Below are 22790 nucleotides of genomic sequence, written 5' to 3'. Positions count from 1 at the left end.
GGTGGGACTCAAATGGGGACGCGGGTCTGCTGCACCACCGAGCCGAGGACCGCGTCGACCGAGACGCCCTCGAGCTCGGCGTCGGGGCGCAGGCGGATGCGGTGGCGCCACGTCGGCAGGAGCATCGTCTGCACGTGGTCGGGCGTGATGGCCGGGTACCCGCCGAGCCAGGCCCACGCCTTCGCGGCGGCCAGCAGCGCGGTCGCGGCACGAGGGCTCACCCCGAGCTGCACCGACGGGCTGCGGCGGGTCGCCTGCGCGAGGTCGACGACGTAGCCCAGCACGACGTCCGACACGGTGACGGATGCCGCGGCCCGCTGCGCCGCGCGGATCTCGCCCGCTGTCACGGCGCGCTCGAGCCCCGCCGCGGCGAGGTCGCGCGGATCGAACCCGCTCGCGTGACGCCGCAGCACCGCGAGCTCCGCGTCGCGGGCGGGCACGTCGACGATCAGCTTGAGCAGGAACCGGTCGAGCTGGGCCTCGGGCAGGGTGTACGTGCCCTCGTGCTCGATCGGGTTCTGCGTGGCCGCCACGAGGAACGGATCGGGCAGCGGTCGCGTGACGCCGTCGGCCGAGACCTGGCGCTCCTCCATCGCCTCCAGCAGTGCGGCCTGGGTCTTCGGCGGAGTGCGGTTGATCTCGTCGGCCAGGACGACGTTCGTGAAGACCGGCCCCTCGCGGAACTCGAACTCGCCCGAGCGTGCGTCGTAGATGAGCGAGCCCGAGACGTCGCCGGGCATGAGGTCGGGCGTGAACTGGATGCGCTTGGTGTCCAGGCCGAGCGCCGTCGAGAACGCGCGTACCAACAGCGTCTTGGCGACACCCGGCACGCCCTCGAGGAGGACGTGGCCGCGGGCGAGGACCGCGATGAGCAGGCCGGTCACGGTGCCGTCCTGCCCGACGACCGCCTTGCCCACCTCGACGCGCACCCGGTTCATGGCCTCGCGCAGCGCGGCGTCGTCGGCGGCGGCCGTGTCGATCGGGGGAGTGTCGGTCATCGAGGGTTCCTTTCCGGACGGACGGCCGCGTGCACGGCGTCCTCGAGGTGGCGCAGCTGCAGGCTGAGGGAGACGAGATCGGCATCCGTGATGGGGATGTCGTCGAGGAGGATCCGGCGCGCGGCGCCCGCGTCGATCCCCGCACGCGCAGCGGCGGCGTCGGAGATCTCGGGCGCGGAAGCGGCGGGACCGAGGCCGAGCGCACGGCCCAGGCGACCGAGGGTGCCGATGCGCAACTGGTCGGCGGCGTGCAGGGCGTCGCGTGACTGGGCGTAGAGCCGTGCGCGACCTTCCGTGGTCTCGGACGCGCGCACCGTCACGGGGAGGCGCTCGGCCACGAGCGGACCGAACCGGCGTCCGCGCCAGATCCCGGCGGCGATCCCGGCGACGATGAGGAGCACGATGACGGGGCTCACCCACGGCGGGGTCAGCTCGCCGAGCGACAGGTCGGTGTCGGCGATGTCGGTGTCGCCCGTGCCGGGCTGATACCAGACGACAAGCGGATGCCGCCCCATCAGGTTGATCGCGAGTGCCGCGTTAGCGTCCTCGGCGAGACGCGCGTTCGTGAAGAGGTCGGTGCCGTCGATCGCGGTCGCGCGACCGTCGCCGTGCGGCCCCGCGACCAGCCCGTAACCGTCTCCCGCCGGGTAGCACGCCGAGATGTCGCTTCCGGCGCCCGCGTCCGCGTCGGGCGGCGCGAGCACGATCCCTGGCTCGATCGCGCCCGAGCGCACCGCGTCACCCAGGTCGCAGTCGGGACCGGTGGTGCCGAAGGGGGCATACCCGGCGGTCTCGGTTCCAGGAAGCAGGAGGTCGAGCGATCGCGCACGCGGTTCGATGAGCACGACGTCGGCCGCTCGGTCGACGAGGTCCTGCAGGCCCTCGTCGGAGAGCGCCGGGGTGTCGGGGAGCACGAGCGTCGCCGCGGCGCCGTCGAGCGCGGAGCCCGCGTCGACGTGGTCGCGCACCACGCGCACCTCGACGCCCTGGTCACGGAGCACCTCGACGAGCGCGCGGGTACCGCTCGGACCGGCCGACTGGGGATCGAGCGCGTCGCGCTGCGCCCACTCGCCCGCCGCGGCGATCACGGTGCCGATGCCGCCGATAGCGAGCAGCGCCACGGCGATGACGATCCATGTCGTCACACGCCGAGCGCGCCCCGGGGACGCCGGCAGTCCGGCGGTGACCGGTGGCGCCGCGACGGCCGTCATGCCGGGACCTCCGTCGCGACGAGCGGCTTCGCGGCGGCGACGGCGCCGTCGGTCTCGGCCACCTGCCGGTACAGGGCGGCGGTTCCGGGACGCCGCAGGTAGCGCACGTCGTCGAAGGCGGTCGCGGACCGCTCCAGCTCGTCGGCGAGAGGGGGGAATACGCGGGCGGCCGCGCGCGCGAAGGCGTGGACCGTCGCGCCGGGAGGCGTGTCGACGACCCCGCGTTCGCTGCATCCCCGTGCCAGCGCGCGGAAGTGCAGCACGATCGCCGCGTCCCATTCGGCCTTGCGGGCGTGGGACTCCGCTGCCGACCGGAGCTCGGCGGCGGAGCGGATCTCGGCCTCGCCGAACAGCGAGGACGACGGGACCTGAGCACGACGCGAGGAACGGGGGATGCCCCAGATCGCGAACGCCACCCCGATCAGGATGAGCACGACGATCGCCGCCACGACCGCGACCGCGGGGCCCCATTCGCCGGAGAGCTCGGTCGCGAAGAGCCGCTCGAAGAAGTCGGCGACACCCCGGGCGATCCGGTCGAAGGGCGTCGGCTCGGCGACGTCGTAGACCGGGTCGGACAGCTCCTGCTCGGCCCAGCGCCGCGCCTCGTCGCCTTCGGGCGTCAGCGGACCGGCGTGGGTGGCGCGGCTCAGCGCGCCGGCGGTCACCACGGCGCCGAGCGAGAGGCCGGCGCTCAAGCCCACGGCGACTCTCGGTCGACGCCGTCGGCCGGAGTGCCGGGGGCGGTCCAGGCGGTCGGTGCGGGTGCGGGATGCTCCTCGGTCGGTGCCGGCTGCGGTGCCGGCCGCGGTGCAGGCGTCGGCTGCGCCGCGTACGGGGGCGTCACGGGGGCTTGGCCGTAGGGCGGCACCTGACCGTAGGGCGCTGCGGGCGCCTGGCCGTAGGCGGGCGGGTAGCCCGGGGGCACGGCATACGCGGGCTGCGGCAGACGCGGCGCGATGGCGCGGCCGATGTGCTCGCGATACGGGTCGGGCAGAGCCGTGGCGCCGGCGTCGCGCCGCTCGACATAGGCGAGCAGGTCGAGGTCGAGTCCTTCGTGCCGCATGCGGCAGTCGATGTAGATGATCGCGGTCGCCGTCGACTGAACGACCACGGCCACCGACTGCAGCAGCAGCGTGACCACCTGGGTGAGCAGCAGCACCACGATCATCGCGATGATCGCGGAGGGCTCGGGGTCGCCGGTCGGGGCGATGACGGTGGTGAGCCCGGTGCTCAGGAAGCTGAACGGCACGCTGACGATCTGGGCGACGAACCCGAAGACCAGCGAGATCAGGATGATCACGCCGAGTGCGGGCCAGAAGCGTCCGCGAGTCAGCCGCCAGGAGCGGGCGACCGCCTGGCCGATCGTGGCGTGCTCGAGGATGATCGCCGACGGCGCGAGCAGCAGCTTGATCATCAGCCACAGCGTGAGCGGGATGGCGGCGAGGATCGCCATCACCGTGAAGAGGATGGCCAAGGGGCCCGCCGCGATCGCGATGCCGACGATCGCCGCGACGACGGCACCCGTCACGATGACCACCGCGAGCGTGAGGAGCAGCGTGTACCCGATGAGCCGCCACACGACCGGCCTCAGCTGTCGCCACAGCGCGGACAGCCTCAGCTTCTCGGCGACCGCCGCATGGGCGACCTCGATCACCACGATGCCCTGCACGACGACACCGAGCGCACCGGCGGCGAGCCCCAGCACCAGGCCGGCGATCATCGTGATCGCGATCGACCCGGCCATGACGGCCTCGAACTCCTCGGTGCCGAACCGCAGCGTGTCGAGCCGTGTGAACGACGCCCACGCGACACCCACGATGGCGGCCGTCACGATGAGGTAGGCGAGCGTCTGCACGACGAGGGCGAACCCGAGCAGCACGCGCGGGTTCTGGCGGAGGGCCGAGAACGAGCGGCCGAGGATCGTGCCGAACGGCAGCGGGTGGAGGGGGATGATGCCCGGGCGGGATGCCGGTGTCCAGGCCGGATAGGCGGTCACGGTCTCCCTCTCTGGATCGGGCTGTCCGCATGGGGCGGAGCGCCTCGCTGGCTGATCCCTATCGTGTCACATCCGCCGAGGGCTCCCAGGGCGTTCATCCCCGGCGTTCGGCGGTGTCACGGTTCGTCTTGGGCCCCTCCTCAGGCGGGGTCCACTACTCTGTGGGGAGCGCAGGGGGACGGCGCCGAACGCGCCGTGCCCTGCGTGCCCGACAAGAAGGACGAACCGCGCGATGACTTCACGCATCCTGGTGGTCGACGACGACACCGCCCTCGCCGAGATGATCGGCATCGTGCTGCGCACCGAGGGGTTCGACACCGCGTTCTGCGCAGACGGGGCGAAGGCCGTCGACGCGTGGCGCACCGAGCGGCCCGATCTCATCCTCCTCGACCTCATGCTCCCGGGCATGGACGGCATCGAGATCTGCACCCGCGTGCGCGCCGAGTCCGGCATCCCGATCATCATGCTGACCGCGCGCACCGACACCGCCGACGTCGTGAAGGGCCTCGAGTCGGGCGCCGACGACTACATCGTCAAGCCGTTCAACCCGAAGGAGCTCGTCGCGCGGATCAAGACGCGGCTGCGCCCCGCGAGTCAGCCCGCGAACGACCACCTGCGCATCGGCGACCTGACCGTCGACGTCGCCGCGCACGAGGTGCGTCGCGGCGACACCCCCATCGCTCTCACACCGCTCGAGTTCGAGCTGCTCGTCGCGCTCGCGTCGAAGCCGCAGCAGGTGTTCTCGCGCGAGATGCTCCTCGAGCAGGTCTGGGGGTACCACTACAAGGCAGACACGCGTCTCGTGAACGTCCACGTGCAGCGTCTGCGCGCGAAGGTCGAGCTCGACCCCGACAACCCGAAGATCGTGACCACGGTGCGCGGCGTGGGCTACCGCGCCGGTGCCGTCGTCTGAGGTCACGATGACGGCCCCGATCACGGGGGTGACGGCCACCCGCACACCGCTCACGGGGTGGCGTGACTGGCGTGCCTGGCCGGGCAACATCGCCGCGCTGTGGCGACGGTCGCTGCGGTTCCGCACGATCCTGGTCACGTTCGGGCTCACCGCGCTCGCCGTGATCGTGGCGTGCGTGTGGATGGCGCTCGCGATCCAGAACGACCTCTTCGTCTCGCGCAAGGACCAGGTGCTCCAGGACGCGCTGCGCGGATCGTCCGCCGCGCAGACGACGCTCGACAGTGCGACCGCGCAGAGCGACAGCGTGCAGCTGCAGAACGTGATGATCCTCGTGCAGAGCACGCTCGCCGCGCAGTCGTCCAGTGACATGCGCGCGGCGTTCCGCATCGGTCCGCCGGCGCCGTCGGCACCCCAGGACTTCACCAGCAATCTGCGTTTCGAGGACTCCATCAGCGAGTCGCTGCGCGAGGCGGTGAGGGCGAGCGCGGACCGGCAGGTCTGGCAGTCGATCGCCATGCCCACCGACGACGGCTCCACGGTGCCCGGCATCGTCGTAGGCCAGCAGCTGACCGTCCCGGGCGTGGCCGCGTACGAGCTCTATCTCGCGTACGACCTCGAGAACGCGCCGCAGACGCTCAGCTTCGTCCAGAGCACGCTGTGGATCGTCGGCATCGGGCTGGTGCTGCTCATCAGCGGGATCGCCTGGTTCGTCCTGCGCTCGGTGACGACGCCGATCGGCGAGGCGGCCGACACCAGTGCGAAGCTCGCGGCGGGCGAACTCGGCGTGCGACTGCCGGTGCGCGGCGAGGACGAGCTGGCGACGCTGGGGCGCTCCTTCAACGCGATGGCCGACAGCATCGAGTCGCAGATCAAGGAGCTCGCCGACCTCTCGCTCGTGCAGCAGCGCTTCGTGTCGGACGTGTCGCACGAGCTGCGCACGCCGCTCACGACGATCCGTCTCGCCGCCGACATGATCAATGACCAGCGCGAGGACTTCGATCCGGCCACCGCGCGCGCCGCCGAGCTGCTCAACAACCAGGTGCAGCGGTTCGAGACCCTGCTGACGGACCTGCTCGAGATCAGCCGCTACGACGCCGGCTCGGTGCAGCTCGAGCTGGAGGCGACGAGCCTCGCCCACCTCGCCGAGGACGTGATCGCCTCGATGGAGCAGCTCGCCGAGCAGCACGGCAGCGACGTGCGCCTCGTCGCCCCGGGCGGGTACTCGCCGGTCGACATGGACCCGCGACGCGTGCGCCGCGTGGTGCGCAACCTCCTCGGCAACGCGATCGAGCACGGCGAGGGTCGCCCGATCGTCGTCACCGTCGACAGCAACCAGCAGGCGGTGGCGCTCGGCGTGCGCGACTACGGCCTCGGCATGAAGCAGGACGAGGTGGAGCGGGTCTTCGACCGGTTCTGGCGGGCCGACCCCTCGCGCACGCGCACGATCGGCGGCACGGGCCTCGGGCTCTCGATCGCCCTCGGCGACGCACGGCTCCACGGCGGAGAGCTGGCCGTGTGGTCGGAGCTCGGGCGCGGCACGAACTTCGTCCTCACGCTGCCCCGCAGCGGCGGACCGCTGATCGGCCCCTCGCCGATCCCCCTGGATCCCGGCGACGACTCCGTCGGCGTGGTCGAAGACCTCGGGCTCACGCAGCCCATCCAGGTTCACCGCCAGGACGCGACGGGAGCTCGGGATGGCGCGACCCGGGGAGGTGCGTCATGACCCGGCGCCGCAGCATCCCGATCGCCCTCATCACGCTGCTCGCCCTGGTGCTGACCGCCTGCGCGGGCCTGCCCACGAGCGGCCGCATCAATTACGGACTCGGCACGGCGGATGCGCCCGACGACGAGGAGATCTCGTTCCTCCTGCCCGACAGCCCGCAGCCGGGCGCGACCCCGGTGCAGATCGTCGAAGGATTCGTGCGGGCGGGCTCCGGGCCGGGTCTCGGGGCGAGGTGGGACCGCGCCCGCGAGTTCCTGACCGAGGAGTTCGCGAGCGTCTGGAATCCCGAAGCGGCCGTGACCGTCGACGTCCTCGAGGATCGCGTGCCGACGGAGACGCCGGAGGGCGACGTCGAGCTGGCGATCACTGCGCTCGCCACGGTCGACGACCTCGGCACATACGAGCGCGCCGCGGTCGGTGAGCGCGTGCTGCCGTTCGAGCTGGTCCAAGAGGACGGCGAGTGGCGCATCAGCCTCGCCCCCGACGGTGTCGTCCTCGATGAGAACGTGTTCCCGCGCGTGTTCCACCGCTACGGCGTCATGTACTTCGATCCCTCGTGGCAGTACCTCGTGCCCGATGCCCGATGGTTCCCGACCACTAACTCGGCGGGCCGCGTCGCCCGTGCGCTGGTGAACGGGCCGCCGAGCGACTGGCTCGCGGAATCGGTCGAGTCCGCGTTCCCCGAGAGCGTGGAAGTCGTCGCGGCCGTGCCGGTGACGGGCAACGTCGCGCAGGTCGACCTCAACGAGGCTGCGCTCTCGGCCGACCCGCAGACCCTGGACCGCATGTACACCCAGCTGCTCGAGAGTCTGCGCACGGCCAACATCACCGACGTCGAGCTCACGGTCGAGTCCGTGCCCATCGACGCCGAGGCCGTGCGGGTGCGCTCCACGCGGGTGCCCGGCGCGCCGCTCGTCCTGACCGCCGACGGCTTCGGCTTCATCACGGGCGGTGACACCCTCGACCCGGTGCCCGGCATCTCGCCGCTGGTGGAGCAGTACACGCCCGTCGCGCTGCAGCTCGCCCCCGACCGTGAGGTGGCCGCTGCGCGGCTGGAGACGGGCGAGGTGATGCGCTTCCGCGAGGACGAGACCTTCGAGGTGGTCGACTCCCGGCCGGGTCTGGTCGATCCGTCGATCGATCCCTTCGGCATGGTCTGGAGCGTGCCGCGCGAAGAGCCGGCCGCGGTCAGGGTCATCCTGCCGGACCTGAGCGCCGTCGACGTCGCCGACGCGTGGCCGGGAACGACCTCGATCACCGCGATGGCGGTGTCGCGCGACGGCAGCCGAGTCGCCGCCATCGTGTCGGCGGGGGGCCGCAGCGGGCTGTGGGTCGCAGGGATCGTGCGGGGGACCGATCGGGTTCCCGTTCGTCTGGGCGCCCCGGTGCAGCTCGCCGAGGTCGCGAACGGGATCGGACTCGCCTGGCTCGACGACGGTTCGGTCGGGGTGCTCTCGGGCGACGCCGAGGGCTCCGCGATCCTCGAGCAGGTCGTGGGCGGCGCGGGGACGCGGAGCTCGGCCGCGGCGGGGATGGTGACCATCGCCGGCGGCACGTCGCTCTCGAGCGCCCGACTGCGCGCCGACGACGGCACGCTCTACGTCAAGCGCGGCACGGGCTGGCAGCCGACGGCGTCCGATGTGCTCCTGCTCGCGACGCAGCAGGGCGCGCCCGAGTAACCGCTCCTCCCCAGCCAGCTCCGGTGCGGGGCGGTCCCCGGATGCGCGGCGCGGCCGGCACGGCATCCCGATCCTCGTCACAGTCGACCGCATGACGTCGCATCTGCCGGTGCCGGCCCTCGTGGGCGAGGCGCTCGCCGGCGCGCTCGCCCTCCTCCTCCCCGTCGTGTGCGCGGGCTGCGGTGCGCCCGATGCCGACGTCTGCGAGCAGTGCCGGCTCGCGCTCGCGCCACGGGTCGACACGCGGTGGGTGGACGCGGTCGGCGGCGCAGTCCCGGTGTGCAGCGGCCTGCGGTTCGAGGGCGTGACGGCGCGGATCGTGCGAGCGGTCAAGGAAGAGGGCCGCACACCGCTCGCGCGTGCGCTCGCTCCGGCACTCCGTGCGGCCGTCGCGGTGCTGGAACAGCCCGACGCCGTCCTCGTGCCCCTGCCGACCTCGCGCGCCTCGTTCCGCCGCCGCGGCTACCGTGTGCCCGACCTGCTGGCGCGGCGTGCGGGGCTGCCGGTGCGGCACCTGCTGCGGGCGGTGCGGCGCACCGCCGATCAGCGCGGGCTCGGTCGCGACCAGCGCCGCGCGAACGTGGCGAAGAGCATGATCTCGAGGGATGCCGCGTCCCTCCGCGTCATCGTGATCGACGATGTCGTGACGACCGGCGTCACGCTCGCAGAAGCGGTTCGGGCGCTCCGCGAGGCGGGCGCCGACGTGGTCGGAGGCGCCACGGTGGCCGCCACTCCGCGCCGGATGAACGGTGGGACACGCGGGTCCGTCGCATCGGAAACTCACAGGTGACAGGTGCACCCCGCCGGGATAGCGTGGGAGGGACAAGGCGACTGATGGTCCGCCCTTGGCCGGGTGGACCGGAACAAGGAGGTCAGGGATGGAAACCAGCATCGTCGGCGTGGGAGTGGGGATCACGGATCGCTTCCGCTCGGTCGTCGAAGACAAGGCCGCCCGCATCGAACACCTCGCTCCGCGCGCTCAGCGCGTGGACGTCAAGGTCACTCACCGCGCGTATCACAACGGACGTGTGGAGGACGACACGGTCGAACTGACGGTCACCGGAAAGGGTCCGATCGTTCGGGCCGAGGCCACTGACGGTGACAAGTTCACTGCGCTCGATCTCGCGGTCGACAAGCTGTGCGAGCAGCTGCGACGTGCGAAGGACAAGCGCGTGGACGCTCGCAACCACCCGCGAGGCGCGAAGCTCGACAAGGGAAGCGGCGCCATCCAGGGGATCGATCTGCAGCCGGCGTCCGTCGACGTGCTCCGCGCCGTCGCGACCGGCGAGATCCCCATCATCACCGGCAACGAAGAGGAGGAGGGCTACACGCCCGTCGTCATCCGCACGAAGGAGTTCGAGCCGGAATGGATGTCGGTGGAGGAGGCGGTCGACCGCATGGAGCTGGTCGGCCACGACTTCTTCCTGTTCGTCGACGCCCGCACCGACCACCCGAGCGTCGTGTACCGCCGCAAGGGCTGGGACTACGGCGTGATCTCGCTCACGACGCAGGCAGCCCCCGAGGCGGTCGCTTCGTAGGCGCACCCTGACGACGACGGATGCCCCGGCCGGAAGGCCGGGGCATCCGTCTCTTGTCGTGCGGTGTCAGTCGATGAAGCCGTCGAGGATGCTGCCGATCACGAGGCCGCCGAGGATGCCGCCCATGAGGTCGCTGCCGCCGCGGCGACCTCCGCCCCAGCCCTGCTGCGGGCCGCCCCACTGATCGGGGCCGCCCTGCGGGCGCGAGGAGTCGATGTCGCGCTGCGCGAGCTGCAGCGCCTCGCCGGCGAGGAACGCGACGCGGCGCGACATCGCCATGGCCTGCTCACGGTGGTCGTCGTCGATCATCGTCGCCGCGCTGGCCGACATGCCGAGGTAGCGGTCGAGATCGATCCGGATGCGTTCGGCTTCGGCCAGGCGCGTGCGCGCGTCGGCGCCGATCCAGCCGCGGTGCCCGGCGATGACGTCCCGCGCGACCGCGAGCTGCCGGTCGGCGTCATCGATCGAGTGACGGACGTGCTCGAACGGCGGGATCGGGCGGGCGGCGCGCTCGCGCGCCTTGGCGATCGCTTCGTCGAGTCCGGAGTTCGCCTCGCGCAGCCGCGACAGCAGGGTGAACGGGTCGGTGTTGACGCCCGCCGCCGGCAGCGACGCGAGAGCGTCCTGCAGCCTGGCGATCGCCGCGCTCACCTCGGGGTTGTGCGGCTCCTTCAGGGCGACGACGATGTCTTCGCGGGAGTCCTCGACGATGGCCGACAGCGTCGACTCGGCGCGGAGGGCCTCGACCTCGAACGTCTCCACGGCATCGATCAGCGTCGCCGCGCGGCGCGCGGCCTCGGTGCACGCCTCGAGCGCGAGGTTCGCCTGCTCGCGCTGACCCGCCTCGCGGCGCCGCTCCGAGATGCCGGCGCTGTGCTCGGCGAATCCGATCAGCTGCTCCGCCTCCGCGGGGTTGGCCTCGACCTGAGCGAGCGCTTGCGCCGAGTACCGCGCAGCGAGGCGCTGGATGGTCTCGCGGGCCTGGGGGAGTCGGCTGCGCAGCCGCTCGGCGTCCGCGCGCACGCCCGCGATGATCTCCGGAGCTCGGCGGGCCCGCTGGATGGGGGCGGCGAGCGCCTCGGTGCGGTCGTCGAGGAGCTCCTCGGCCCACTCGCAGAGCTGCACGATGCGCGCGTTGCGGGTGCGCAGCTCTTCGGGCGTGTCGGGGATCTCGTCGTGGTTGAGCTGGTGCAGGTGGAACGCCTCGGACATGTGAGTCCGCACGGCCTCGAGGGCGTCGCGGAGGTCCTTGGTGGGCTCGACGCCCAGCTCGATCTCGGCGAACGACAGCTCGTCGGTCGTCACCCGGATGCGCTCGTCGGCCGCGACGAGCGACGACCGGGCGCGGCGCGCCAGATCGGCGTCCTGCGCGGCGAGCTCGGCGTTGTCACGTTTGCGTCTGCCCCAGAATCCGGCCATGCCTTCGATCCTATGGGCGGTCGCGGGGAGCGGGCTGAGCGCCGCAGGGGCTGTGGACGCCACCCGCGGCGTCGGCGCGTCCGAGCCGGGACCCGGCAGCGCTCACTGCGCCCGCGGGCGCGTCCGTCAGTCGCGGTGACGTGGCTTGCGGGCGGGACGGTCGCCGTCGTCGCGGCGGCGTCCGGGACCGCCGGTGTCGAGCCGCAGCTCGATCAGTCGGCCCGAGATGCGCGTGTCGGACAGCCGGTCGAGCGTGCCGCGCGGAAGGTCGGCGGGCAGTTCGACGAGCGAGAAGTCCGGGCGGATCTGGATCGCGCCGAAGTCGTCACGGCGAAGGCCGCCCTCGTTCGCGAGCGCGCCGACGATCTGGCGCGGCTCGACGCGGTGACGCTTTCCGACGGCGATGCGGTAGGTCGCCATGCCCTCCCGCGGGGTGCGCTGGCGCCGCTCGGGGCGCTCGCCCCGGTCGTCGCGGTCGAACCGGCTGCCGCGCCGGTCGTCACGGTCGCGCGGCTCGTAGCGGGGGCGCTCGGGCTCGGGCTCGAGGAGCAGCGGGGTCTCGCCCTGCGCCACCACTGCGAGAGCCGCGGCGACGTCGACCTCGGGCACGTCGTGGTTGCGCACGTAGTGGGCGACGATGTCGCGGAAGCGATCGATGCGCTCGGTCTCGGCGAGGGCCGCGGTGATGCCGTCGTCGAAGCGCGAGAGGCGCGTGACGTTCACCTCATCGACGCTCGGCAGCTGCATCTCGGTGAGCTCCTGCCGGGTCGCGCGCTCGATCGCGCGCACCAGCCCCCGCTCGCGCGGTGTGACGAAGCTGATCGCGTCGCCGGAGCGGCCGGCGCGGCCGGTGCGGCCGATGCGGTGCACGTACGACTCGGTGTCGGTCGGGATGTCGAAGTTGACCACGTGCGAGATGCGCTCGACGTCGAGGCCTCGGGCCGCGACATCCGTCGCCACCAGGATGTCGAGCTTGCCCGACTTGAGCTGGTTGACGGTGCGCTCGCGCTGCACCTGCGCCACGTCGCCGTTGATCGCGGCGGCGGAGTACCCGCGGGCACGGAGCTTCTCGGCGATCTCCTCGGTCACGCTCTTGGTGCGGCCGAAGACGATCATGCCGTCGAAGTTCTCGACCTCGAGGATGCGGGTGAGCGCGTCCATCTTCTGCTGGAACGACACGATCAGATAGCGCTGCGAGATCGTCGCCGAGGTCGTCGTCTTGGTCTTGACGGTGATCTCTTCCGGATCGTGGAGGTACTGCTGCGACATGCGGCGGATCTGCGCCGGCATCGTCGCGGAGAACAGTGCGACCTGCTTCGTGTCGGGCGTCTCGGCGAGGATCGTCTCGACGTCCTCGGCGAAGCCCATCTTGAGCATCTCGTCGGCCTCGTCGAGCACGAGGTACGTCAGCTCCGACAGGTCGAGCGTGCCCTTGTCGAGGTGATCCATGATGCGGCCGGGCGTGCCGACGACGATGTGCACGCCGCGGCGCAGCGCTGAGAGCTGCACGCCGTAGCCCTGGCCGCCGTAGACGGGAAGGATGTGCACGCCCTTGAGGTGCGAGGCGTACTTCTCGAAGGCCTCGCAGACCTGAAGCGCCAGCTCGCGCGTGGGGGCGAGCACGAGCGCCTGTGGGTTCTTCTGCGACAGGTCGAGCCGGTCGATGATCGGCAGTGCGAAGGCCGCCGTCTTGCCGGTGCCGGTCTGCGCCAGGCCGACGACGTCGCGGCCGGCGATGAGCGGCGGGATGGTCGCGGCCTGGATCGCCGACGGCGTCTCGTAGCCGACGTCGCGCAGCGCCTTGAGCACCGCATCGCCCAATCCGAGGTCTGCGAAGGTCAGGGGGGCGGGCTCTGCTGGAGCGTCGGTCTCGGTCGTCTCTGCCGTTTCGGTCACGCTTAAGGGTAGTGCGTGCCGCCTGGGAGGCGACAGGACGCCGCGGGCGCGGCATCCGCTCGTCGTCTTCGGCCCGTGGGGGAGCCCTTCGCAACTCGCGCTGCGGGGGAGGCGAGCGCGCGCGGCGGGGTCAGCGCGGGCGGAGCGACTGAGCGGCGAGCTCGGTGATGTCGATGGGCTCGGTCGGGGGAAGGTGGATGGCGGCGGGGTCGATCGCGGGCACTGCGGTGGTCATGGCACGTCCTCTCCAGCGGTTCATCAGGGAGGTGTCCGCCGGGTCGGATCCGTCTCAGGTCTTCCCGACGGGGATCAGGCGACGGATGCCTCGGCCCTCGCCGGACGGCCGCGCTTGGGGCGCTCGGTTGAGAGCTCGAGGGTCAGTGCGTGATCGGGATGCCGCGCCAGGAGCTGCTCGGCGTGGTCGAGCCAGCGGGCCTCGGCCTCGGCGGCGAAGACCATCGAGTCGACGACGAGCGACCACGCCAGAGCCTCGGGACTGTCGCGGTCGGCGCCGGCGTAGGTTGCGCTGCGGAGCGACTCGAGCTGCGCGAGTGACGTACGGCGCTGCGTCCGGATGATCTCGCCCACGTCGACACCGGGCAGGGTGGCGGCGACCGAGAGCTTGATCGCGAGGGCGTCGCGCGTGCCCTGGGAGCGCTCGACGGGGGAGGCGAGCCACGTGCGCGCCTCGGCGGAGCCGGCATCCGTGATCTGCCAGTAGACGTGCCCGTGGGCGTCGACATCACCCTTCTCCACGAGTCCGTCGCGCTCGAGGCGGTCGAGCGTGTTGTAGATCTGGCCCACGTTGAGCGGCCACGTCGACCCGGTGCGCCGATCGAACTCTGCACGGAGCTGATAGCCGTAGCAGGGGCCCTGATCGAGGATGGCCAGCAGGGTCTGTCTCACCGACATGGACGGTCTCCGTTCAGGTGCATACCGCGTATGTAGTTGCCGAGCATATACATACGTGGAATGCAGACGGCGGTCATCGCTCACACCCAGCGCACACCAAGGTCACGGGTGGATAACATAGGCAGGTATGTCTGGGGCCATGCGCCCCGGCGGCACCGGCGCCGTTCGCGCCACACCCGACAGATGGAGACTCCGTGGCAAACCCGCTCGAGAAACTGCTTCGCGCCGGAGAGGGTCGCATCCTCCGACGGCTGCAGCAGGTCGTCAAGGCGGTCAACGCCCTCGAAGAGGACTACGCGCACCTCACCGACGAAGAGCTGCGGGGCGAGACCGCCGAACTCCGCGCCCGTTTCGACGCCGGCGCGACGCTCGACCAGCTCATGCCCGAGGCGTTCGCCGCGGTCCGCGAGGCCGCCAAGCGCACGCTCGGCCAGCGCGCCTACGACGTGCAGATCATGGGTGGCGCCGCGCTGCATCTCGGCAACATCGCCGAGATGAAGACCGGTGAGGGCAAGACGCTCACCGGCGCGTTCCCGGTCTACCTCAACGCGATCGCGGGCAAGGGCGTCCACGTCGTCACCGTCAACGACTTCCTCGCGTCGTACCAGGCCGAGCTCATGGGCCGCATCTATCGCGCCCTCGGCATGACGACGGGCATCATCGTCGCGGGCCAGACCCCCGAGGTCCGCCGCGAGCAGTACAACGCCGACATCACCTACGGCACGAACAACGAGTTCGGCTTCGACTACCTGCGCGACAACATGGCGTGGCGCAAGGAAGACCTCGTGCAGCGCGGCCACTTCTTCGCGATCGTCGACGAGGTCGACTCGATCCTCATCGACGAGGCGCGCACGCCGCTCATCATCTCGGGGCCGTCGTCGGGCGAGGCCAACCGCTGGTTCGTCGAGTTCGCCAAGATCGCCAAGACCCTCGAGGTCGGCGTCGACTACGAGGTCGACGAGAAGAAGCGCACCATCGGCGTGCTCGAGCCGGGCATCGAGAAGGTCGAGGACTACCTCGGCATCGACAACCTCTACGAGTCGGCGAACACCCCGCTGATCTCGTTCCTCAACAACTCGATCAAGGCGCTCGCGCTCTTCAAGCGCGACACCGACTACGTCGTGATGAACGACGAGGTCATGATCGTCGACGAGCACACCGGCCGCATCCTCGTCGGACGTCGCTACAACGAGGGCATCCACCAGGCGATCGAGGCGAAGGAGGCGGTTCCGGTCAAGGCGGAGAACCAGACGCTCGCCACGGTCACCCTGCAGAACTACTTCCGCCTCTACGACAAGCTCGCCGGAATGACCGGTACCGCCGAGACCGAGGCGGCGGAGTTCATGTCGACCTACCAGCTCGGCGTGGTGTCCATCCCGACGAACAAGCCGATGATCCGCAAGGACCAGCCCGACCTCGTCTACAAGAACGAGCAGGCGAAGTTCGCGCAGGTCGTGGAAGACATCGCCCAGCGCCACGCGAGCGGTCAGCCGGTGCTCGTCGGCACCGTCAGCGTCGAGAAGAGCGAGTACCTCTCGCGCCTGCTCGCCAAGAAGGGCATCAAGCACGAGGTCCTCAACGCGAAGAACCACGCACGCGAGGCCGAGATCGTCGCGCGTGCCGGGCGTCTCAGCGCCGTCACCGTCGCCACCAACATGGCCGGTCGAGGCACCGACATCATGCTCGGCGGCAACGCCGAGTTCCTCGCGGTGCAGGAGATGAAGGCGAAGGGGCTCGACCCGGTCGAGACGCCCGAGGAGTACGAAGCCGAGTGGGATGCCGTCTACGAGGCCGTGCGCGAGCGCGTGGCCGGAGAGGGCGCCAAGGTCGTCGAGGCCGGCGGCCTGTACGTGCTCGGCACCGAGCGCCATGAGTCGCGCCGCATCGACAACCAGCTGCGCGGTCGTTCCGGCCGACAGGGCGACCCCGGCGAGAGCCGCTTCTACCTGTCGCTCACCGACGACCTCATGCGCCTGTTCCAGTCCGGCGCCGCCGAGGCGATCCTCGCCCGCACCAACTTCCCCGACGACGTCGCGATCGAGTCCGGCATGGTCACGCGCGCGATCAAGTCGGCGCAGAGCCAGGTCGAGGCGCGCAACGCCGAGATCCGCAAGAACGTCCTCAAGTACGACGACGTCCTCAACCGGCAGCGCGAGGCGATCTACTCCGACCGCCGTCACATCCTGCAGGGCGACGACATCGCAGACCGCGTGCAGCACTTCATCGAAGACGCGATCAACGCCGTCATCGACGACCACACCGGCTCGGGTCACAACGAGAGCTGGGACTTCGACGCGCTGTGGACCGAGCTGAAGACGCTCTACCCGGTGAGCGTGACGATCGACGAGGTCGTGGCCGAGGGTGCCGGCCGCAAGGGCGGCATCACGGCCGACGGTCTCAAGCGCGAGATCCTCTCCGACGCCCGCATCGCCTACACCGCCCGCGAGGAGTCGCTCGGCACGGCGGCGACCCGCGAGCTCGAGCGCCGCGTCGTGCTGCAGGTGCTCGACCGCCGCTGGCGCGACCACCTCTACGAGATGGACTACCTCAAGGACGGCATCGGCCTGCGCGCGATGGCCCAGCGCGACCCGCTCATCGAGTACCAGCGCGAGGGCTACCAGATGTTCCAGTCGATGATGGGGCAGATCAAGGAGGAGTCGGTCGGCTACCTCTACAACCTCGAGGTCGAGGTTCGTCGCCAGGGCGAGGGTGAGGCCGAGGTCGACGCCAAGGGCCTCGGCGCGATCCCCGCGGCTCCGCAGGGCCTGGAGTACTCGGCCGCCAACGACGCCGGCGAGGTCGAGGTCCGCAACGACCGCGGTCAGGTGCAGCAGGCGGCGACGAACCGCCTCCGCCAGGCGGCGGCCGCGGCCGCCGCGGCTCCGGCGCAGGCGCAGGCGCAGGGCGCACCCGCCGCCGAGCCGCAGCGTGGGGCGTTCGGCCAGCGCACCGACGGCGCGGCCCCGGCGTCGCAGCCGGCGCCGCAGAACCGCGCGCAGCGCCGCGCCGCAGGCAACAAGAAGTGAGACGCGGTCGGGTCGATGCCGCGAAGCCGCGTTGACCCGACCGAGATCTCGATGCCGCGGCCCTGCGCCGCGGCATCCGCTCCTCCTTCTGCCCTCTGCTTTCTCGGAACAGGTGATCTGACGGAAACAGGACGATCTCGCGCAGATCGTCCTGTCTACGCCAGATCACCTGTTCTCGTTCGTACGCCCGGCACCGGCCACCGGCGGTCGATTGGCCCCGACGCCTCGCCGGTATCCTGATCCGATGACTCCCCTCCGCCCGCTCGACCAGTCCAGCAAGCTCAAGGATGTGCTCTACGAGATCCGCGGGCAGGCACTGGTCGAGGCCGACCGGCTGGAGGACGAGGGCCACACGATCCTCAAGCTCAACACCGGCAACCCGGCGGTGTTCGGCTTCGAGGCGCCGTTCCAGATCGTGCGCGACATGCTCGAGGCCGTGCCGCACGCGCACGGCTACAGCGACAGTCGCGGCATCATGTCGGCGCGTCGCGCGGTGGTGTACCGCTACGAGCAGGACCCGACGTTCCCCTCGTTCGGCCCCGACGACGTCTACCTGGGCAACGGGGTGTCCGAGCTCATCACGATGGTGATGCAGGCGCTCCTCGACGAGGGTGACGAGGTGCTCATCCCCGCGCCCGACTACCCGCTGTGGACCGCCATGACGAGCCTCGGCGGCGGCACCCCCGTGCACTACCTCGCCGACGAGCAGAACGGCTGGCAGCCCGACCTCGACGACATCCGCGCGAAGGTCACCCCCCGCACCAAGGCCATCGTCGTGATCAACCCCAACAACCCCACCGGCGCGGTCTACTCGCGCGAGGTGCTCGAGGGGATCGCCGGGATCGCGCGCGAGAACTCCCTGCTCGTGCTCTCCGACGAGATCTACGACCGCATCCTGTTCGACGACGCGACGCACATCCCGATGGCGTCCGTCGCACCCGATCTGCTGGTGCTTACCTTCAACGGCCTCTCCAAGACGTACCGTGTGGCCGGCTACCGCTCGGGCTGGCTCGTCATCACCGGGCCGAAGTCGCACGCCTCGGGCTTCCTCGAAGGGATCACGCTGCTGGCGTCGACGCGGCTGTGCCCGAACGTGCCGGCGCAGCACGCGGTGCAGGCGGCGCTCTCGGGCGTGCAGTCCATCGATGCCCTCATCGCGCCGACCGGGCGTCTTCACGAGCAGCGGGACGCCGCCTGGGAGGGTCTCGAGGCCATCCCCGGCGTCACGTGCGTGCGGCCGCAGGGCGCGCTGTACGCGTTCCCGCGACTCGACCCTGAGGTGTACGAGATCCGCGACGACGCGAAGCTGGTGTACGACTTCCTCGTCGCCGAGCACGTCCTGCTGGTGCAGGGCACCGGCTTCAACTGGCCGACGCACGACCACCTGCGCATCGTGACCCTGCCCGAGGCGCGCGTGCTCTCGGAGGCCATCGAACGGCTCGGGAACTTCCTGTCGTCGTACAAGCAGTGACGCAGGACGGGTGCCGCGGCATCCGTCAACCCCTCCCGCTGCCGCCCGTCTCGGACGTAGCGTCGCACCATGGCCATCGAACTGAATCAGCCCGCCCTGAAGCATGCGCGCGCGCTCGTCCGAGACGGCAAGGTCGTGCGCGACGACCGGGATGCGTGGTCGGAGGCGGCGCCGACCCCCGATGAGGAGAACGCGTTCATCGAGCGTGAGGGGTGGACCGAGTACTCGCACTGGCACCTCGGCATCGACAAGAGCGTGGATCGCCAGACCAAGGGCGCCTACTCGTTCCCGTTCGGGGACTTCCGCAAGGTGCATCGGTCGGGTGTCATCTCGGGCGAGAGTCGCGCCGGCCAGTACGACCACGATGAGATCCGCGACGCGCTCAAGGCGCTCCTCGACCTGATCGACCAAGACGAGAGCTGACGTCAGGGCCGGTCACGACGCTGTGACAGGCCCCGGCGTCGGTCTGAGGCGGGCGGGCGGACTACAGCAGCGCGAGCGAGGTCGCGCGCCAGCGGCCGTCCATGCCTTCGAGGCGCAGCGCGACGGCACGCGTGCGTGCGGGACCCTGCACGATCACGACCGACTCGACCACGCCGTCAGCGGGCGACGAGTGGTGCACCGAGAGGATCGCGTGCACCGGGCGCATCGCGGGCACGCCGCGGGCGCTGCGGGCACGCGCCGCGAGGTTGGATCTCGTGACGAGCTTGCGGTACGGCTCTTCGGTGAGCCAGCGCGCGAGCTGGTCGACTTCGCGCACCCCCGCGAGCACTTCGAGGACGCCTCGCGTGATGTTGCGGAGGAACGGCTCGGGCTCGGGGAGCGCGGTGGACGGCGTGCGCTGCGGCGCGAAGAACTCAGAGAGCTCGACGGCGCCGCCGGGCACGCGGAAGACGCGGGCGGAGCCCGCGGGCGTCATTGCCATGGGTGCCTATCTCGACAGGGGGGATGTCTTGCGGACAGTAGAACACACGGTCATCTCACAGGGAGAATCGGCAGCGGGCATTGTGGATAACTTGTGATCCACTCGTGATGATTCGCCTACTCTCGCTGGGTGCGCTGGGACCGGTTCTTCGACGATCTCGAAGATCAGCTCGCCTCCGAGTGGGAGGCGGAGCGCGCGGCCCTCGATACCGAGGCAGAGCGGCTGAGGCTGTCGCGGGTCGCCCTTCACGAGCGGCTGAGCCTGTTGACGGCGCGGGATGCTGCGGCCCCGGTCATATCGATCGAGCTGTCCGACGACACGACGCTGCGTGCCACCGTGACGGGGATCGGAGCGGACTGGGTGGCCCTGCACCCCGCCGAGGGCCGCCCCGGAGCCGTGGTGGTGCCCTTCACGGGGATCGTCGGGATCGGGATGCCGCACCACGACCTGCTGCGCAGTGCGCGCCCCGCGCCGGCGCGCTCCGCCGTCGCCGAGCGCATGACGTTCGGCTTCGTCCTGCGCGACCTCGTGCGTCGCCGCGCGGGGGTGGCTGTCCACCTCACCACGGGGCGTGCGCTCACCGGCACGATCGACCGCGCCGGCGCCGACCACCTCGACCTCGCGCTGCACGACCCCGGTGCGCCGCGTCGCGCGGACGCGATCGCCGGGCATCGGATCGTGCCATTCAGCGCCGTCGCGTGGGTGCGCGTCGAGGGGAGCGCGCCGATCGTGTGATCGCCCCGGTCAGTCCAGGCCGGAGGGGCGATGCGCCGGCGGCGGCGATGCCCCGGCGAGGCGGGGCGTCAGTCGGGGTGGCGGACCGAGCCCGTGCCCCACAGCTCGGGGAAGCTGGCGTTCTGCGCCTGCTGCCAGAGCGCCGTGCGCCGCGCCTCTTCGGCCTGGTCGTCGAGGTAGGCGCCGACGCTCGCCTCCTCCACACGCCAGCGCGCGGGGGAGCCCACGCGCATGCCACGCAGCCTGCCCTCCAGCACGAGCGCCATCACCTCGTCGACGGACACGCCGAGCACCTCTCCCACCTGAGCAGGAGCGAGCATACGCACGTCCGAAGTCGGGATCTCGGGCATGAGCCCATTATGGCCTCGCCCCGGTGCGGGGGGATCGGCGGCACAACGGCTGTGGATAAAGAATCCGGCCGATGCGCGGCCTGGGTGACGATGGGGAGATGACCGCCCTCGACACCGCCCGCACCCCTCGCCGAGCCTTCTGGGGTGACGCCCGATTCCTGCTCGGCGTGCTGCTCATCGTCGCCTCGGTCGCCGGCGTCTGGTTCGTCGTCTCGGCCGCGCGCCAGACGGCGCCCGCGTTCGCCGCGGCGCGCACGATCGTGCCGGGCGAGGCCATCACGGCCGATGACCTCCGCGAGGTCGATGTCGCTCTCGGCCCGATCGGCGGTGCGTACCTGACGCCCGAGCAGCTCGAGAGCGACGTCGTGGCGACGCGCACGATCGTCGAGGGCGAGCTCGTCCCCTCGGCGGCGGTGGGCGACGCGACCGGCTCGCGCACCACCCACGTCGTGGTGCGCAGCGCCGTCGAGGTGCCGTCCTCGGTCGACACCGGCTCGGTCGTCGAGGTCTGGGCGGCGCCGCTCGAGGAGACCGGCGACTACGCGAAGCCGCGGATCCTGGTGGCGGATGCGACCGTCGTCTCCGTCGCGCGCGACGACTCGATGATGGGCGGTGGCGCGTCAGCGGTGGAGCTCGTCATCCCGCGGGCGGACGTCGCGGCCACCCTGGCGGCGATGGCCGGCGAATCGGCGCTCTCGGTCGTCCCGACGGCGGGCGCAGGATCGTGAGAGTCCTCGTCGCCGTCGACGCCGGCGCCGCGCTGTCCGACGGGCTGCGCCGCGAAGGCGTCGAGGTGGTGGCGGTGATCGAGGCATCCGCTCTCTCCCTCCTTGCCGAGGACGGGATGCTCGGAGCCGCAGGCGAGCGGATGCTGCGGACGGTGGCCGATGCCGACGCCGTCGTGCTCGAGATCACCCGTGAGACCGTGACGGCCTCGGTGGTCGCGCTCTGCGATCGCGCCTCGACGCGCATCGTGCCGGTGTGCGCGGGCCCGGCCGAGGCGCGGCTGGCGGCGGCGTTCGGCCTCGAGCGGCCCGTCGGCGTCGACGTCGAGCCGTGGCGTCTCGCCGATCTGCTGGCCTCGACGCCGACGCCCGCGGGCGCGCCTTCGGAAGGCGCGTCACCGTCGGCGCCCCGGCTGATCGCGGTGTGGGGCCCGGCGGGTTCCCCCGGTCGCTCGACCGTCGCGATCGAGCTCGCGGTCGAGCTGGCGCGGGGCGGCCGTCATGTCGGGCTCGTGGATGCCGACACCCATGCGCCGTCCATCGCGCTCGCACTGGGGCTGGCCGACGAGGGCCCGGGGTTCGCGGCGGCCTGCCGCCAGGCGGAGCTCGGCGGACTCGACACGCGCGAGCTCACGCGCGTGAGCACGCCGCTCGGCCGCTCGGGCGTCGACGTGCTGACCGGCATCAACCGCCCGTCCCGCTGGCCGGAGCTCAGCGAGCGGCGCGTCGAGGGTGCCCTGACCGTCTGCCGCGACTGGGCGCACTTCACCGTCGTCGACGTCGCCGCATCGCTTGAGCGCGACGAGGAGATCGTGAGCGACCTCGACGGCCCGCGCCGGAACGCGGCCACCCTCGCGGCGCTGCGGTCGGCCGATCTCGTGGTCGCGGTCGCCGGCGCCGATCCCGTCGGCGTGTCCCGATTCCTGCGCGCGCACGCCGAGCTGCGGGCGACGATCGGGGCGACGCCGATCGCCGTGCTGGCCAACCGTCTGCGACCGGGGGCGCTCGGCATCGACGCGCGCGGACAGGTGCGCCGTACGCTCGACCGCTTCGGCGGCATCCAGGACGTCTGGTTCCTGCCGCAGGACCCGCGCTCGGCCGACGCCGCGCTGCTGGCGGCGCGGCCGATCGCCGACGTCGCGCCGCGATCGCCCTTCACGCTCGCGCTGCGACGATTCGTGGGGGAGGCCGTCGTCGCACCGCCCGCGGCGGAGCGGCCGTCGCGGCGCCGACGCGTCACGTCGACGGAGCGGCTCGCACGCGCCGTCTAGGC

20 protein-coding genes are annotated in these 22790 nt (G+C 71.5%); 11 read left to right on the top strand and 9 right to left on the bottom strand.

Features of this window, described 5'->3' with window-relative positions; all coding sequences use genetic code 11:
- Positions 1-8: 8 nt before the first annotated feature.
- The 4 genes from ACFC1W_RS13670 to ACFC1W_RS13655 are packed head-to-tail and all read right to left on the bottom strand — an operon-like array spanning position 9 to position 4205.
- The gene (locus ACFC1W_RS13670; protein ID WP_375993498.1) at positions 9-998 is read right to left on the bottom strand and encodes an AAA family ATPase; all 990 of its coding nucleotides are present in this window, start codon (positions 996-998) and stop codon (positions 9-11) included.
- Entirely contained in the window at positions 995-2209 is a 1215-nt protein-coding gene (locus tag ACFC1W_RS13665; protein ID WP_375993495.1) for a DUF4350 domain-containing protein, read from the bottom strand. Before ACFC1W_RS13665 ends, ACFC1W_RS13670 begins: the two co-directional genes overlap by 4 nt.
- Positions 2206-2904, bottom strand: coding sequence for a DUF4129 domain-containing protein (locus ACFC1W_RS13660; RefSeq protein ID WP_375993492.1), 699 nt, complete (start codon positions 2902-2904; stop codon positions 2206-2208). The genes ACFC1W_RS13665 and ACFC1W_RS13660 overlap by 4 nt, the downstream gene beginning before the upstream one ends.
- Positions 2901-4205, bottom strand: a complete 1305-nt coding sequence (locus ACFC1W_RS13655; RefSeq protein WP_375993489.1) for a glycerophosphoryl diester phosphodiesterase membrane domain-containing protein — start codon at positions 4203-4205, stop codon at positions 2901-2903. The genes ACFC1W_RS13660 and ACFC1W_RS13655 overlap by 4 nt, the downstream gene beginning before the upstream one ends.
- A 232-nt stretch (positions 4206-4437) precedes the next feature.
- Between ACFC1W_RS13655 and mtrA the strand changes: the two genes are divergently transcribed.
- From mtrA to hpf, 5 genes are all read left to right on the top strand, one after another.
- Positions 4438-5118, top strand: coding sequence for an MtrAB system response regulator MtrA (mtrA, locus tag ACFC1W_RS13650; RefSeq protein ID WP_191763466.1), 681 nt, complete (start codon positions 4438-4440; stop codon positions 5116-5118).
- Between the two features lie 7 nt (positions 5119-5125).
- Complete coding sequence (mtrB, locus tag ACFC1W_RS13645; protein ID WP_375993485.1) at positions 5126-6841, top strand: MtrAB system histidine kinase MtrB; 1716 nt, start codon at positions 5126-5128, stop codon at positions 6839-6841.
- Complete coding sequence (locus tag ACFC1W_RS13640) at positions 6838-8520, top strand: LpqB family beta-propeller domain-containing protein (protein ID WP_375993483.1); 1683 nt, start codon at positions 6838-6840, stop codon at positions 8518-8520. The genes mtrB and ACFC1W_RS13640 overlap by 4 nt, the downstream gene beginning before the upstream one ends.
- Positions 8521-8611: 91 nt before the next feature.
- Complete coding sequence (locus ACFC1W_RS13635; RefSeq protein ID WP_375993480.1) at positions 8612-9310, top strand: ComF family protein; 699 nt, start codon at positions 8612-8614, stop codon at positions 9308-9310.
- An 88-nt stretch (positions 9311-9398) separates the two neighbouring features.
- The gene (gene hpf / locus ACFC1W_RS13630; protein WP_375993478.1) at positions 9399-10058 is read left to right on the top strand and encodes a ribosome hibernation-promoting factor, HPF/YfiA family; all 660 of its coding nucleotides are present in this window, start codon (positions 9399-9401) and stop codon (positions 10056-10058) included.
- A gap of 66 nt (positions 10059-10124) precedes the next feature.
- On the opposite strand, the gene ACFC1W_RS13625 is transcribed toward hpf, so the two are convergent.
- The 3 genes from ACFC1W_RS13625 to ACFC1W_RS13615 all read right to left on the bottom strand — a co-directional run bounded on the left by ACFC1W_RS13625 (position 10125) and on the right by ACFC1W_RS13615 (position 14285).
- Positions 10125-11477 (bottom strand): hypothetical protein, encoded by a 1353-nt coding sequence (locus tag ACFC1W_RS13625; RefSeq protein ID WP_375993475.1) that lies wholly within the window; start codon positions 11475-11477, stop codon positions 10125-10127.
- Positions 11478-11603: 126 nt separating this feature from the next.
- Complete coding sequence (locus tag ACFC1W_RS13620; protein WP_375993473.1) at positions 11604-13373, bottom strand: DEAD/DEAH box helicase; 1770 nt, start codon at positions 13371-13373, stop codon at positions 11604-11606.
- 309 nt (positions 13374-13682) lie between these two features.
- Entirely contained in the window at positions 13683-14285 is a 603-nt protein-coding gene (locus ACFC1W_RS13615; RefSeq protein WP_375993471.1) for a PadR family transcriptional regulator, read from the bottom strand.
- Positions 14286-14479: 194 nt separating this feature from the next.
- Here ACFC1W_RS13615 and secA point away from each other — a divergent pair, with 194 nt between their 5' ends.
- From secA to ACFC1W_RS13600, 3 genes are all read left to right on the top strand, one after another.
- On the top strand, positions 14480-17311 hold the full coding sequence (secA, locus tag ACFC1W_RS13610; RefSeq protein WP_375993468.1) for a preprotein translocase subunit SecA: 2832 nt from the start codon (positions 14480-14482) through the stop codon (positions 17309-17311).
- A gap of 244 nt (positions 17312-17555) precedes the next feature.
- Positions 17556-18782 carry a pyridoxal phosphate-dependent aminotransferase gene (locus tag ACFC1W_RS13605; protein WP_375993465.1) on the top strand — a complete coding sequence of 409 codons (1227 nt, stop codon included), beginning with the start codon at positions 17556-17558 and terminating at the stop codon, positions 18780-18782.
- Between the two features lie 69 nt (positions 18783-18851).
- Positions 18852-19205, top strand: a complete 354-nt coding sequence (locus tag ACFC1W_RS13600; protein ID WP_375993462.1) for a hypothetical protein — start codon at positions 18852-18854, stop codon at positions 19203-19205.
- 61 nt (positions 19206-19266) lie between these two features.
- On the opposite strand, the gene ACFC1W_RS13595 is transcribed toward ACFC1W_RS13600, so the two are convergent.
- Positions 19267-19707 carry an Rv3235 family protein gene (locus ACFC1W_RS13595; RefSeq protein WP_241112317.1) on the bottom strand — a complete coding sequence of 147 codons (441 nt, stop codon included), beginning with the start codon at positions 19705-19707 and terminating at the stop codon, positions 19267-19269.
- A 129-nt stretch (positions 19708-19836) separates the two neighbouring features.
- Here ACFC1W_RS13595 and ACFC1W_RS13590 point away from each other — a divergent pair, with 129 nt between their 5' ends.
- Positions 19837-20442 (top strand): hypothetical protein, encoded by a 606-nt coding sequence (locus ACFC1W_RS13590; protein ID WP_375993460.1) that lies wholly within the window; start codon positions 19837-19839, stop codon positions 20440-20442.
- Between the two features lie 68 nt (positions 20443-20510).
- On the opposite strand, the gene ACFC1W_RS13585 is transcribed toward ACFC1W_RS13590, so the two are convergent.
- Entirely contained in the window at positions 20511-20792 is a 282-nt protein-coding gene (locus ACFC1W_RS13585) for a helix-turn-helix domain-containing protein (protein WP_375993457.1), read from the bottom strand.
- A 98-nt stretch (positions 20793-20890) separates the two neighbouring features.
- Here ACFC1W_RS13585 and ACFC1W_RS13580 point away from each other — a divergent pair, with 98 nt between their 5' ends.
- The gene (locus ACFC1W_RS13580; RefSeq protein WP_375993455.1) at positions 20891-21520 is read left to right on the top strand and encodes an SAF domain-containing protein; all 630 of its coding nucleotides are present in this window, start codon (positions 20891-20893) and stop codon (positions 21518-21520) included.
- Positions 21517-22788 (top strand): CpaE family protein, encoded by a 1272-nt coding sequence (locus ACFC1W_RS13575; RefSeq protein ID WP_375993453.1) that lies wholly within the window; start codon positions 21517-21519, stop codon positions 22786-22788. The genes ACFC1W_RS13580 and ACFC1W_RS13575 overlap by 4 nt, the downstream gene beginning before the upstream one ends.
- Positions 22789-22790 lie beyond the last annotated feature (2 nt).

The sequence above is a fragment of the Microbacterium sp. NPDC056003 genome (assembly GCF_042274785.1).
In the GTDB taxonomy this organism is placed as follows: domain Bacteria; phylum Actinomycetota; class Actinomycetes; order Actinomycetales; family Microbacteriaceae; genus Microbacterium.
Note: the sequence above shows the minus strand (reverse complement) of the source record. Positions and strands in the feature narration are given on the sequence as shown.

Bases quoted from the DNA above. Each gene is read 5' to 3' on its own strand.
- ACFC1W_RS13670 (WP_375993498.1), bottom strand. From the start codon at position 998: ATGACCGACACTCCCCCGATCGACACGGCCGCCGCCGACGACGCCGCG.
- ACFC1W_RS13665 (WP_375993495.1), bottom strand. From the start codon at position 2,209: ATGACGGCCGTCGCGGCGCCACCGGTCACCGCCGGACTGCCGGCGTCC.
- mtrA (WP_191763466.1), top strand. From the start codon at position 4,438: ATGACTTCACGCATCCTGGTGGTCGACGACGACACCGCCCTCGCCGAG.
- mtrB (WP_375993485.1), top strand. From the start codon at position 5,126: ATGACGGCCCCGATCACGGGGGTGACGGCCACCCGCACACCGCTCACG.
- ACFC1W_RS13640 (WP_375993483.1), top strand. From the start codon at position 6,838: ATGACCCGGCGCCGCAGCATCCCGATCGCCCTCATCACGCTGCTCGCC.
- ACFC1W_RS13635 (WP_375993480.1), top strand. From the start codon at position 8,612: ATGACGTCGCATCTGCCGGTGCCGGCCCTCGTGGGCGAGGCGCTCGCC.
- hpf (WP_375993478.1), top strand. From the start codon at position 9,399: ATGGAAACCAGCATCGTCGGCGTGGGAGTGGGGATCACGGATCGCTTC.
- ACFC1W_RS13625 (WP_375993475.1), bottom strand. From the start codon at position 11,477: ATGGCCGGATTCTGGGGCAGACGCAAACGTGACAACGCCGAGCTCGCC.
- ACFC1W_RS13615 (WP_375993471.1), bottom strand. From the start codon at position 14,285: ATGTCGGTGAGACAGACCCTGCTGGCCATCCTCGATCAGGGCCCCTGC.
- ACFC1W_RS13605 (WP_375993465.1), top strand. From the start codon at position 17,556: ATGACTCCCCTCCGCCCGCTCGACCAGTCCAGCAAGCTCAAGGATGTG.
- ACFC1W_RS13600 (WP_375993462.1), top strand. From the start codon at position 18,852: ATGGCCATCGAACTGAATCAGCCCGCCCTGAAGCATGCGCGCGCGCTC.
- ACFC1W_RS13595 (WP_241112317.1), bottom strand. From the start codon at position 19,707: ATGGCAATGACGCCCGCGGGCTCCGCCCGCGTCTTCCGCGTGCCCGGC.
- ACFC1W_RS13585 (WP_375993457.1), bottom strand. From the start codon at position 20,792: ATGCCCGAGATCCCGACTTCGGACGTGCGTATGCTCGCTCCTGCTCAG.
- ACFC1W_RS13580 (WP_375993455.1), top strand. From the start codon at position 20,891: ATGACCGCCCTCGACACCGCCCGCACCCCTCGCCGAGCCTTCTGGGGT.